The organism is Micromonospora deserti, from assembly GCF_003236335.1.
Classification (GTDB): domain Bacteria; phylum Actinomycetota; class Actinomycetes; order Mycobacteriales; family Micromonosporaceae; genus Micromonospora; species Micromonospora deserti.
Genome location: NZ_POUB01000004.1, coordinates 12298 through 24875 on the forward strand (window position 1 = coordinate 12298; position 12578 = coordinate 24875).

The following is a 12578-nucleotide window of genomic DNA, read 5'->3' on the forward strand; positions in this document are numbered from 1 at the left end:
CATGGCCCGACCGTACGCCGTTATCGTGCCGATCGGCGGCCCTGCGTGGTCCGGTATTGCGACGGTGATGTCCCGTACAGCTGGGCGAACGCGAGGCGTAGCGCTTCGGCCGAGCCGAAGCCGCACCGGCGGGCGACACCGGCCACTGGCAGCGAGGTGGAGGTGAGCAGGTTTGCTGCGGCCTCCGCGCGGGCCCGACGCACGTACTGGCCGGCCGACTGTCCGGTGTGGTGGGTAAACAGTCGGTTGAGGTGTCGCTGCCCGATGCCAGCGTGTGCCGCCAGCGAGGCGGTGGACAGGTCTTCGTCGAGGTGGCTGGCCACGTAGTCGACCATGCGGCGGACGATGTCGTTGTCCGGCGGCGGCGCGGCGGTGAATATGCTCATCTGCGCCTGGCTGCCGGGCCGCTGTAGATAGGTCACGAGGTGGCGTGATACGCGCCGGGCGACGTCCGCTCCGTGGTCTTCCTCCACGAACGCGAGCGCCAGGTCCAGCGCGCTGGTGACCCCGCCGGATGTCGCGACGTTCCCGTCGCGGATGTAGATCGGCTCCGGGTCCACTGTGACCTTCGGGTAGCGTGCGGCGATGCCGTCGGCGAACGCCCAATGGGTCGTCACCCGCCGCCCGTCCAGCAGCCCGGCGGCGGCCAGGACGTTTGCCCCGGTACACACGGACGCGACCCGCCGGGTCAGCACCGCCAGCCGGCGAACGTGGCCGACGAGCCGCAGGTCGGCCGCGGCGTCCTCGTGGCCTAGACCACCGGCGACAATCAACGTGTCGAGCGGTCCGCTGAGGCGTTCGAGCGACTGCTGTCCGCCTAGCGTCAGCCCCGAGTGCAACTCGATCGGCCGGCCACCCGGGGTCGCGACCACCGCGCGGTACGGACGACGCGCGCCCATATGGTTCGCCATGCCCAGGGTCGTGGTAATGCAGGCGATGTCGAGTAGCTCGGCGCGGTCGTACCCGACGATCGCAACGATCCGGTCCCGCACGGGCCCGATCCTATGCCCGGCCGATTGACGTCCCGGCATCCCGGACGGCCGGCGGCAGTCGGCTCGGGTCAGTCGATGACCGCCAGGACCACAGCGCCGATGCCGAGTGGCACGTCCAGCCAGATGCAGAACTCGGCCAGCGACCGGGGCACCACCTGGTTGCGGCGATAGTGAACCAGGTCCCACGCGGCGTGGGCGGCCAACATGACGCCGACCAGCGCCAGTCCGACGCGGGGCGCGATGAACAACCCGGCCACGGCGAGCCCGCCGAACCCCAGCAACGCGGCGGTCTGCGCGGTCAGCGCGGGCCGGGACGCGCCGCCGAGCAGGCCGCCCGCGATCAGTGCGACCGCCACGATGCCGAGGCCGGCCCACCACACCAGGCCGATCAGCTCGCTGGCCACGACCACCAGGCTGCCGGCGGCGACGCCCGCCCAGGCCACCCAGGGCCGCCCGAGCGCGGCGGCACCGAGGTAGCAGAGCGTGGCCACACACAAGACGATGGCAACTGCTTCACGGTCTGCACCGGTCGCCAGCTGCAGGACCGCGGCGGCCAGCCCGACGACGCTCGGCCACCGGTGCAGGACCGCACGCCATCGAGGGGCATCGACCCGGGCGGAAGTCGTCATGCCGGTGAAGATGCTCGCCCGAGCGGTGCGATGTCGACCCGCCCCCCGACCGCGGTCCGATTTTCAGGGGCACCTGTCCATTCATGCCGTGCAAAGCCAGACAGTCCTCGCCGATGGGCCCCAGGAGTCTCAACGAACGGGCTGTCGCGTCACCTGGCCGTCTCCCGCCGGTGCTGCTCGTCGACGGCACCGACATCCTGCTACGAGGCGACGAAGCCGCCCTCGGCACGCCCTCATGAATTGAGCCCGGCCGGCGAGCGCGACGCCGCCCATCCTGAGGTTGACGCCGCGATCGAGAAGCCCGCCAAGGAGTACGTACGCAACGGGTCACCGCCTCCCGAGGCGGACCGAGCGGCGACGACCGGTGACCACGTCGCAGGTCACCGACGCCCCGGAATGCGGGCGAGCCCGCGAAATAGCTGCTTGATCCCAACGTCGGATGCGCGCTTAGTTAGCAGCCCGAACACCGAGCGGAGTGACGGAAGCACGCAGCCAGTCGCGGAGCAGGGAAGGCCGCGGAAGCTGGCCGTGCCGCATCGAGCTGCCCATCCAGAGAAGGACCTCGCAACATCACGCCCAGGATCGCCAGCGAGGCTGCAGCTCGCGGCCAACCGAATCTCACGCCAGCATCCGCGCGCTATCGGCGGCATGAGCGCGCGTCCGACTGCGCCGCCGCGCGGCAGGGGTAGGGGTGTCTCCGCCTCCATGGCAGGAGCGTGCTCTCGACCTCGGAGTACATGCTTAGGAAACAGCCTGGTGAAGGCCGACCATTACGACAGTTTCGCCGAGCGCTACTCCGCGGATAGCGAATCCAACCTGATCAACGGCTACTACGAGCGGCCCGCAATGATCGGACTTGCCGGGGATGTGAACGGTCGACGAATCCTCGATGCCGGCTGCGGTTCAGGTCCCCTGTCCGCGGCTCTTCGCGAGCGAGGGGCCATCGTGACCGGCTTCGACTCCAGCCCGGCGATGGTCGAGCTGGCCGAACGGCGGCTGGGCGAGGACGCCACCGGCGACAAGGTATACAGACAGGGCTGGGCCTTCGGTCGTGCTGGTTTAGTCGCCTTTGCTCGTACCGGAGGCCCTTCCCCATGTCACGCCGCCACGCCGTCACCGTCGCCGTAGTCGATCTCCACCGCAGCCCGGTCGTGGGCTGGACCCCTTATTTACCAGGCTCTTAGGGAGATCCGACCCTGCGACAGGCTGGCCACTTCGGCAGTGAGCCCGTAGCCGTGCAGCGGTTTACCGGCCAGCGCCGTCAGGATCAGGAACGTCGGCTCGCGTAGTGGCGTCTCCACACCCCCAATACATCGGCTGAGACGGTATCGCGAGGCCTGTCCGCCGATGTGGCGGACGAGTCTAGGGTCCCGACCGCCTGCCGGATGCCATTTCCTTACGTGGTCGTCTCGTTTACTGAGCTTAAGCAACTCGTCGCCGCCGCTGTTACGGAAAGCTCCGGGCGGGTCTTCGCCGAGCTGACCATCACGTCGCAGCACCTGGTTGCGGACGTCGCAGCAGCCCTACGGATCTGTGAGTGTCACTGCGGTGGTCCTGGGTGGACTGCCGCCAGGATCGGTGCCGGCGTACCCGGCGACTCGCTACGGATCTGGCCGCGTGTGCGTGCCCTTCTTCTGACCTGTCCTGGTCGCCGACACCGGCCTGGCCCACCTTGTTGGCCTGATCAGAAGCCTGTCCGCCGATGGTGTGACCCCTCACAGATGTGCCGCTCGGTGACTCCACCCAGGCCGGTGCCGACGTTCGGCCCGAACCCTGGAAGGAGCACGAGCCCCATGTTGGCAGAGGTGGTAGACGCCGTCATCGGGATCGACACTCATCGAGACAATCATGAGGTAGAGATCGCCGACTCGCGTGGAACACCGATCGCGACGATGCGTATCGGTAACGACAGCGCGGGGTTCACCCAGCTGCTCGCCGCAGTCGCCGAAATGGCTGTACGGTGCCAGTACGTGTCGCACACGCCGTGAGCTGGTCCCCAGCCTGGCTGGCGCACCTTGATGGTCATGGTGTTCCAACTGATCTATCTGGTCGCGATCCGCGTGTTTGACGCCCTGTTCGTCGTGGCTCGAAATGACAGCCCGGTGCTCGCTGAGCTACTGGCGCCGCGTCACGAGGTCGCGGTGCTACGCCGTCAGGTCCACGGCCGACCACGGCTGTCCTGGCCGGACCGGGCGATCCTGTCCGCCCTGACCCGGCGCCCGCCCCGCGCGGTCCGCGCCCACCGGATCGTGACCCCGGCGACCCTGCTGGCCTGGCACCGCCGGCTGATCCAACGCCGCAGGACCTACCCCCACCACGGCGGCCGACCACCCGTCAGCGACGAGATCCGCGAGCTCATCCGCCGGATGGCCCGGGACACCCCCCGCTGGGGCCACAAGAGAATCCAGGGCGAGCTGCTCGGACTAGGCCACCGCGCGGCCTCGGCACCATCCGCCGAATCCTGGCCCGTGGCCACCTCGGCCCCGCACCCCGCCAGACCAACACCTCCTGGGCCGACATTCCTGCGCACCCAGGCCACCGGCCTGCTGGCCGCCGACTTCTTCCACGTCGATACCGTGTGGCTGCGCCGGCTGTACGTGCTGGTCGTCATGGAAATCGCCACCCGCCGGATACACCTGCTCGGCGTGACCGAACACCCAACTCAGGAATGGGTAACCCAACAGGCCCGCAACCTACTCATGGACCTCGAAGGACGCACCGGCGACTTCCGGTTCATGATCCGCGACCGCGACACCAAGTAACCGGTGCACACCGGTTCTGGCTCGACAACCCAGAAGCGGTGGTGTGGGACGACACGGGCGCACACCAGTAGCCCGCATACGCCGAGGGCGGGTGGAGGCTCCGCTCGACGATGGGCGCGTCACCTCGCAACACGCCGGCACGGCATCAATGCCGTTCGATGTGTCGAGGTGGTTCCGAAACGCCGCCGCGACCATCTCGTCGCGACCCCCGCGTGACCCGCACGGGCACCGTACTGTGGCGGAGGACGACGGGAGTTGCCACTTCTGGGGAGGGCTGGTGGGCGACCACGGCGGGGGTTCGTCGATGCTTTCCAGGTGCTGGGGCCGGTGGTGGCGTACGGGGCGGACGGGCCGGTCGGGCTGGGTCCGGCCCGGCAGCGCACGCTGCTCGCCGCGCTGTTGCTCGAGCCGGGCGGTGCGGTCGCTTTTGACCAGCTGGTGGATCGGGTGTGGGGGGAACGGCCGCCACAGCGTGCCCGGGTGACGCTGCACACCTACCTGTCGCGGCTGCGAACGGTGTTGGGCGGCGCGGGCGGGCCGGCGCTGGTGCGGCGGATGCGCAGCTACGCGCTGGAGGTCGATCCGGGGGCGGTGGATCTGCACCGGTTCCGGGCAATGGCGAGTGGGGCCAGGCGGGCAGACGACGGCCGCGCCGCGACCCTGTGGGGGGACGCGCTCGGTTTGTGGCGGGGCGAACCGTTCGCCGGTCTGGACAGCGACTGGCTGCGGGCGGTCCGCGCGGAGCTGGAGGCGGAACGGTTGGCGGCCGCGCTGGATCGCCACGATGTGCTGTTGCGCCGCGGCGAGCACGGGCGGCTGGTGCCCGAGCTGACCGCGGCCGCGGCCGCTCACCCGCTGGACGAGCGGCTGGCCGGGCAGCTGATGCTCGCGCTGTACCACTGCGGCCGGCAGGCCGACGCGCTCGCGCACTACCGGCTGCTGCACGACCGGTTGGTCGAGGAGGTGGGCAGCGACCCGGGGCCGGGGCTGCGGGAGCTGCACCGGCGGATACTGCGGCACGACGCCGAGCTGGCGCCCGCGCCCCTCGGGCTGGGCGGTCGGCGGGTCCCCACCGAGCCGCCGGACCGTGGCGCGGGTGATCCGCGACACCTGAACGGCGGTCGTGCGGCCACGTCGCCGCCGGCGGCCACCGGCCTCCCCCGCCGGCCGGCGCAGCTTCCGGCTGACGTGCCGGACTTCACCGGCCGCGCCACCGACCTGCGGCGCCTCGACAAGCTGCTGGACGAGAGGCTCGACAGCGGGACGGCGCCGGCGGTGGTGATCACCGCCATCGCTGGCGCCGCCGGGGTCGGCAAGACCGCGCTCGCCGTGCATTGGGCCAATCGGATGACCGATCGGTTCCCGGACGGCCAGCTTTACGTGAACCTGCGCGGCTACGACCCGGACCAGCCCATGCCGGCCGCGGATGCCCTTGCGCGGTTTCTCACCGCTCTGGGCGTGGCCGGCCAGGACATCCCGCTGGACGTGGATGAGCGGGCCGCCAAGTATCGCAGCGAGCTCGCCGGCCACCGGATGCTGATCCTGCTCGACAACGCCGCCAGCGTGGCACAGGTGCGGCCGCTCCTGCCCGGAAGCAGTTCCTCCCTGGTGGTGGTGACCAGCCGGGACAGGCTTGCCGGGCTGGTCGCCCTGCACGGCGCCCACCGGCTCGACCTCGACCTGCTCCCGGCCGCCGAGGCGGTCGACCTTCTGCGCCGGTTGATCGGCTCCCGGGTGGAGGCCGAACCGGAGGCCGCCGCGACGCTGGCCGAGCAGTGCGCACGGCTGCCGCTGGCGCTCCGCGTCGCCGCCGAGCTGGCCGCCTCCCGGCCGGACAGCACGCTCGCCGAGCTGGTGGCCGAGCTGGCCGACCGGCAGACCCGACTGCACCTGCTCGACGCCGGCGACCCGTACGCCGCCGTGCGCGAGGTGTTCTCCTGGTCCATCCACCACCTGTCCCCCGACGCCGTACGCACATTCCGCCTTGTCGGCCTCCATCCCGGCCCGGACCTGGATCCGTACGCCGCCGCGGCGCTGACCGGCACCGGCCTCGACCAGACGCGCCGGACCCTCGAGCTGCTGACCCAGGCAAACCTGGTCCACCGCACCGGTCGCGGCCGGTACGGGATGCACGACCTGCTGCGCGCGTACGCGGCCCACCTGGCCAACGACGACGAGACCGAGCAGCTGCGCCAGGCCGCGCAGCAGCGGCTGCTCGACTACTACCTGACCACCGCCGTGTCCGCCACCGACACCCTGCACCCGGGCGAGGCGCACTATCGTCCCGAGGCCACCGCGTCCGCCACGCTGATCCCCGATCTGAGCGACCCGAAGGCCGCGCGCGCCTGGCTGGACGCCGAACGGTACTGCCTGGTGGCGGTCGCGGCGTACGGCAGGGCCGTCGGCGCGTCCAGCTACGTCGCCGGGCTCGCGCGAGCCCTGTACCGCTACCTCAGCGACGCCCACCTCACCGAGATGGTGGCCATCAACGATCACGCCTACCATGCGGCCGAGCAGGCGGGAGACCACATCGGGTCGGCACACGCGCTCCGCCAGCTCGGCACGGCCTACAACCGGTTGAGCCGCTACCAGGCGGCAGTCGAGCATCTCCAGCAGGCGCTCGCCCGGTTTCGCGAGGCCGGCGATCTGGTCGGCGAGGCGCTCACCCTGACCAGCCTCGGCACGGTCGGCTACCGGCTGGGCAACCATGACGACGCCATGGACCACAATCGGCGCAGCATCGAGCTGTCCCGGCAGGCCGGCGACCGGCTCGCCGAGGCGTTCGCGCTGAACAACCTCGGCGTGGCGGAGGAGCGTGTGGGCCGCTATGCCGACGCGGGCGACCACTACCGGCAGGCCTTGGCCATCTTCCGGGAAATCGGTGCCCGCTACTGCGTGGCGACCGCGCTGTTGAACGTGGCCAACGTCGAACTTCGGCAGGGCGACTACGCGCCGGCCGCGACCAACCTGCGGCAGTCGCTGGCCATCCTCCAGCCTCTTGGCGGACCCATCACCGAAGCCCATGCCCTCGACACGCTCGGCCTGCTCCACCTCCGTCTGGGCGAACCGGAGGAGGCCACCGGCTACTTCAGGCAGGCGCTCGCCCGCTTCAGGGAAGCCGGCGAACGGAACGGGCAGGCCTGGTCGGTCAACGGCCTCGGGGAGGCGGCCCAACTCGCCGGCGACGCGACCACCGCGTTGGCCCACCACAGCGAGGCGCTCGCCATCGCTACCGGTGCCAGCACCCGACATCAGCAGGCCCGCGCCCACACCGGTCTCGGTCACGCCCACAAGGCCCTCGGCGACCCCGACCAGGCCGGCAGACACTACGAGCGGGCATACGCCATCTACGCCGAGCTCGGCATGCCGGACGCCGAAGACGTCCGCGTGTATCTCGCCCCGCTCGCCGGGTCCCGCAGGCAGGAAGCGACCGGGTTACGCGCCTTTGAAGTGGCCGAAGAATGATGGATCGTCGAACCCGCCGTCGTCCTCATGCCATTGCATCACGCCGGCCACGACGAAGCTGCGCAGGTCGGGCTCCAGTGTGAACAGCGTGTATCCCGTCCCGATCTCCCCATACCTGTCCCGGTACTCGGCCGTGGTTGCGGCATCCGCCTCGGTCGCGTGTAGACCCTCGTAGTAGGGCTTGAGCAACATCCGACCTACGCCGCCGAAGTAGACGTCGATCCGGGTGGAGATGCCAGGGTCCTTGGTGCTCCGCAGGAGCAGCCGGCACTTGCTGACCGAGTACGCCCAGACTTTGAAGTATCGCTCCGACCGGAATTCACCGTCCACGTCAGGGAAACCTCACCTTGGCGGGGTCCAGGTCCCAGATGGGCTCTGGCAAATCGATCTTTATCCCGCGATAGTACCAGGTGACGTTCACCCAATCGAAGTTCTCAAGTCGGCATTGGAGCCCGATCTGGTACATCTCCCATTGGGTCGCAGCCCCATCCCCGGTGGCACCGGCCCGGTACGCCGCGAGAAACGCCTGCTTCGCCTCCTCCACCGTGCCCACGTTCATTCCGTCGAAGCCATCCAGCGCCACAGCGACCTTCGAGTTACTGCCCAGGGCATCCTTGACCATGTGCATCCAGACTGTCCATGGCAGGCCGTTCACGTTCCCGAGGACGCGAGCGTACTCCGGATTGTTAAGCGTATAGCCACCGATCTGCTCCTTCAGGACTTCGCCGTGCCGCGCGATACCGAGCACCAACGGACAGTCGGTGTTGTTGTTGTGCACGAGCACCGGCGTGTCGCCCACGACGATGTAGTAGGTGGGCGTGCCCGCGACCGTGAGGTCGTACATCACCCGGTCGCTGGTGAAGGTGCGGACCGAGCCGACCGTGGCGAGGTCGCCGACCGGGGTGCGCAGCTTCGCCCCGGCGCCCAGGTCCGCGGCTGTCACCCACTCCCGCGCCGACTCCGCCCAGAACGGGTGCGTGGCGGTGGTGCTGACGGTGCCCGTCCCGCCCGCGGGCCCGACCACCGTCACGTCGGTCAGGGTCGTGTCGCGGTTGCGCCAGAGCCGGGTGACCGACTCGGCGGTGGTCTGCCCGGTGGTGGGATCGGTGGCGAGCACCCTGTCGCCGACCTCGATGTCACTGATCCGGCGTTGGCCGCCATCCGCCAGCAGGACCGGCGTCCGCGCGTCGAAGCTGTGCCGCAGGCAGGTCGTCCAACCGGCCAGCCGCAACCGGACGAGGTTGACGACCTGTAGGTCCGTCTGGAGCTTCTTGGCGTGCTGGGAAGCGACGTACAGCGCCTTTATGCTGCGGAAGCCGGCGGAGACCGCCTTGCCGATTCCCGCGAGGAGCAGTGTTTCCAGCGCGGTCCGGCCGAGGTTGAGAAGGGTCTGGGCGAGGGTCTGGTCGCCGTTGATGAGGCGGTAGAGGTTGAGACCGACCTCGCCGAGGCCGAGGATGGTGCCGAGGGCCGCTCCGCAGACGATGGTGGCCACGCAGGCGACGCCTGCCGCGACGCCGATCGGAGCCAGGAGGGCGGTGAGGCCGTTGATCGCCTGGCCGATGGCGACCAGCGATTGGATGCCGGTGAAGGCGGGGTGCAGGGTGGACTGGACGCAGTTCTGGTAGTCCTGGCTGCCCTGCGGAAACACCTCGCAGTAGCCGGCGTTGATGTAGGCGCGTGTGGCCAGTTCGGCCGGGTCGGCGATGACGTTGCGGACGCAGTTCTCCGCGTAGTCGCTGTCGGTGGGGTCGAGGAGTTGTTCCCAATCCTGAACGCCGACGGAGGTGTAGTTGTCGACGCACTTCTGCATTTCGACGCCCTGGGCGAAGGTGTACTCCTCGTAGGCCTGCTGCGCGGCCGCGGCCGCGACCACCGCGCTCTTGCCGGCGCTGAGCGCGGCCTTACGGGCGCGTTCGGCAGCGGCGTGTGCCGCGGAGGCGGCCGCCGCGGCGTTCTCGTAGGACGAGATCGCCCAGGTGGCAGAGCGGAGGGCGCTTCGGGCCGAGGCGTTGGCACGAGTAGCGGCCTGCTTGGCGGTTTTGACCGCCGCCGCTGCCTTGTCCACCGACTGCGCGGCCTTGACCGCGTGCTGCCGGGCCTTGTCGGCATAGCCGGCCGCCTTCTGGGCGGACTGGGCCGCCTGGTTGGCGTAGGAGGCGGCCTGGGCGGCGTCGCCGCGCGCCCGCGCCGCCACTTCCTGGGCCTCCAGCGCGTTCCGCACCGCGGTCTCGGCGACCTCGTTGATCTTGTCCACCAGGCCGCCGACCACCGCGAGGTGAACCGCGCTGCTGTGGTCCCGCTCCGCCGCGGTGTACCGGCCGGTGGTGAGGAACTCGCGCAGGCCCGGCGGCGGCCCGTCGAGGGCGACCTGAGCGGCGGCCTTGACCTCCGGGCCGCTGTCCGGGTCGGACATGATCTGGTTGACCAGCACCCGCTCACCCACGGCAGCGGCGGTGTACCGGCCGATGTCCAGGAAGTCACGTAGCGCCTTCAGCGTCTCGGCGTCCAGCGCCTCCTGTGCCGCCTGGGCCAGTACCACGTCACCGGCCTCGCGTGCGGCCGCGAGGATCTGGTTGACCTTGAGCCGGTCTTGGCTGTATCGGCCGGGGTAGTTCTGGACGCGCAGGAACTGCCGCACCGCGGCGTCGTCACCATCCAGCGCCGTCTGCGCGGCCTCGGCGAGTGCGGCGTTGTCGGCGACGGCGAGGTTCATGACGGCTTGCCGGTCGTCCCGGGCGGCGGCCTTGGCCACACCGGTGCGCGCGTACTCCAGCACCTGCTCGTCGGTGCCGGACAGGGCCGCGAGGGCCGCCTCCCGGGTCCACACTCCCTGGGCCGTGGCTGCCAGGGTGAGCGCCACCCGCCGGCCGGCTGCCACCGCGTCGGTCAGCGGAGTGGCCGGATCCTGGGCCACGGTGAGCAGCCGGTTGGTCTCCGCGTCCCGCTGGGCGGCCTGCTCGGTGTCCCAGTCGGCGCGGCGCCGCTGCGCCTCGTACTCCGCGTTCGCCGCCCGGGCGACCTCCAGCCGCTCGTCCTTGGCCACCGCCAGCCGCTCGACATCGGCTTCGCGGGCCGCGTCGAACACCGCGGCGGCAGCCACCGCCGCCTCCACCGCGGACGTGGCCGCGACCGTCGCCGCGTTGGCATGCTCGGTCGCCCGCCGCGCCGCCTCCGCGGCCTCCCCGGCATGGTTGGCGGCATCGATCGCCGCCCGCGCCGCGGCCTCCGCGTTCGCCGCCGCCCGCCGGGCCGCGTCTCGCGCGTCGAACGCCGCGTCGATGGCGACCCGCAGGTACCTCTCGGCGGCCCGCGCCGCCCGCGCCGCCCGCTCGGCGTTGGCCCGCGCCCGCTTCGCCGCCTCTACGGCCGCCGCCGCGTCCGCACCCGCGTTGTTCGCGTGCTGGACCGCCTCCTCGTTGGCCGCTGCCGCCGCCTGGGCGTGCATGGCCGCCGAGTTCGCCGCATCGACCGCCTGCATGCCGGCCTGGATCGCCCGGCCGGCCTGCTCGGCCTTGTCCGCGAAGTTCCGCGCCTCCTGCGCGATGGCGTTCGCCGCCTGGGCCGCCTGCCGCGCGGCCGACGCCTTCGACGCGTCCGTGGCGGCGTGCGCCGCCGCCTGGTACGCCCGCGCCGCGGCCCGGTCCGCCTGCGCCGCCGCCGACGCCGCCCGCGCGGCCGCCGTCGACGCCGCTCGCGCGGCCCGGCTCGCCGCCGCTGCCGCCTGCACCGCGACCTTCGCCGCCTCCGCCGCCTTGTGCGCCGCCGCAGCCGCCCGCTTGGCATGCGCCGCCGCCTGCGCGGTGTTGTCCCGTGCCGCCTCGGTCGCCCGTGCCGCCGCCTGGGCCGCCCGGCGCGCCGCGTCCGAGGCCGCCTTCGCCCGATCCGCCTCCCGCGTAGCGTTGCGGGTCTCCTCGTCGGCCACCTCACCAGCGGCCTGCGCCTGTGCCAGCAGGCCGGTCAGCGTCGCGGTCTCCTCGTCCTGAGCAGCCGCGACGGCCCATCCGTACTCCAGGAACTGCTCCAGCGCCTCCGGCGTACCCGCGTCCAGCGCCTTCTGCCCAGCCGCCTGCACCTGCGGCCCACCGGTGGCCATCGCCTGGTTGACCCGCAGCCGCTGGTCGGTCTGCCACTGCACCTGCCAGCCCGAGTCGAGGAACGCCCGCAACACCGCCGGATCCCCGGAGTCCAACGCCCGCTGACCGGCCTCCCGGACCTGTGGCCCACCGGTAGCCATCAGCTGGTTCACCGACACCCGCGCATCGATGTCCGACGGCCCGTGCCAGCCATCGGCCAGGAACGTGTCGATGGCACTCTCGTCGCCGGCATCGGCGGCGTCCAAGGCCTGCCGCGCCGCCGCCCGCACCGCCGGCCCGCCTTCGGCGATTGCGGCGACGACCGCGTCCCGCTCGTCGAGCTGCTGCGCCTGCTGCCACCCCGCTTCCAGGAACTCCCGCACCTGGGCGTCGGAGCCCACCAGCGCGGCCTCGGCGGCGGCCCGGACCTGCGTGCCACCCCACCGCCATGCCGAGACCACCAACGACCGGTCCACCGGGGTGGTTTCCGCCGCTGCCTGCGCCGGCCTGGCATGCAGCAGGCCCGCCAGCAGTACCAGTACCGTCAGCGCGGCTATCAGCGGACGGCTCCGCCCGATGGGTGATCGACGCAGACTGTCGGCGACATCCAGCGGTGTACTCACGGCCCTCTCCCCCGTCGTGGAGTCGTGTCAA

At 71.2% G+C, this 12578-nt stretch carries 8 protein-coding genes and 1 pseudogene; 4 read left to right on the plus strand and 5 right to left on the minus strand.

The features are described 5' to 3' along the window. Window positions 1–20 precede the first annotated feature (20 nt). Window positions 21–992 (minus strand): GlxA family transcriptional regulator, encoded by a 972-nt coding sequence (locus C1I99_RS00955; protein ID WP_233512239.1) that lies wholly within the window; start codon window positions 990–992, stop codon window positions 21–23. Between the two features lie 68 nt (window positions 993–1060). Beyond that, entirely contained in the window at window positions 1061–1621 is a 561-nt protein-coding gene (locus tag C1I99_RS00960) for a hypothetical protein (RefSeq protein ID WP_111132253.1), read from the minus strand. 756 nt (window positions 1622–2377) lie between these two features. Between C1I99_RS00960 and C1I99_RS00965 the strand changes: the two genes are divergently transcribed. Next, window positions 2378–2749: a class I SAM-dependent DNA methyltransferase gene (locus C1I99_RS00965; RefSeq protein ID WP_233512240.1), complete on the plus strand. Its 372-nt coding sequence runs from the start codon at window positions 2378–2380 to the stop codon at window positions 2747–2749. A gap of 50 nt (window positions 2750–2799) precedes the next feature. Here C1I99_RS00965 and C1I99_RS33575 read toward each other — a convergent pair. Continuing rightward, window positions 2800–2922 (minus strand): annotated as a pseudogene (locus tag C1I99_RS33575) (PadR family transcriptional regulator); the annotation flags it as partial. A 492-nt stretch (window positions 2923–3414) separates the two neighbouring features. Here C1I99_RS33575 and C1I99_RS00975 point away from each other — a divergent pair. From C1I99_RS00975 to C1I99_RS00985, 3 genes are all read left to right on the plus strand, one after another. Further along, on the plus strand, window positions 3415–3609 hold the full coding sequence (locus C1I99_RS00975) for an IS110 family transposase (RefSeq protein ID WP_111132254.1): 195 nt from the start codon (window positions 3415–3417) through the stop codon (window positions 3607–3609). A 36-nt stretch (window positions 3610–3645) separates the two neighbouring features. Then, window positions 3646–4383 carry an integrase gene (locus C1I99_RS00980; RefSeq protein WP_146603856.1) on the plus strand — a complete coding sequence of 246 codons (738 nt, stop codon included), beginning with the start codon at window positions 3646–3648 and terminating at the stop codon, window positions 4381–4383. Window positions 4384–4698: 315 nt separating this feature from the next. Further along, window positions 4699–7848, plus strand: coding sequence for an AfsR/SARP family transcriptional regulator (locus C1I99_RS00985; RefSeq protein ID WP_199561856.1), 3150 nt, complete (start codon window positions 4699–4701; stop codon window positions 7846–7848). On the opposite strand, the gene C1I99_RS00990 is transcribed toward C1I99_RS00985, so the two are convergent. Next, window positions 7819–8178 carry a hypothetical protein gene (locus C1I99_RS00990; RefSeq protein WP_111132256.1) on the minus strand — a complete coding sequence of 120 codons (360 nt, stop codon included), beginning with the start codon at window positions 8176–8178 and terminating at the stop codon, window positions 7819–7821. The genes C1I99_RS00985 and C1I99_RS00990 overlap by 30 nt on opposite strands. A gap of 1 nt (window position 8179) precedes the next feature. After that, entirely contained in the window at window positions 8180–12547 is a 4368-nt protein-coding gene (locus C1I99_RS34460; protein WP_111132257.1) for a polymorphic toxin-type HINT domain-containing protein, read from the minus strand. Window positions 12548–12578 lie beyond the last annotated feature (31 nt).

Excerpts from the sequence above, each read along its gene's own strand:
- C1I99_RS00975 (WP_111132254.1), top strand. The coding sequence starts at position 3,415 with ATGTTGGCAGAGGTGGTAGACGCCGTCATCGGGATCGACACTCATCGA.
- C1I99_RS00960 (WP_111132253.1), bottom strand. The coding sequence starts at position 1,621 with ATGACGACTTCCGCCCGGGTCGATGCCCCTCGATGGCGTGCGGTCCTG.
- C1I99_RS00980 (WP_146603856.1), top strand. The coding sequence starts at position 3,646 with ATGGTGTTCCAACTGATCTATCTGGTCGCGATCCGCGTGTTTGACGCC.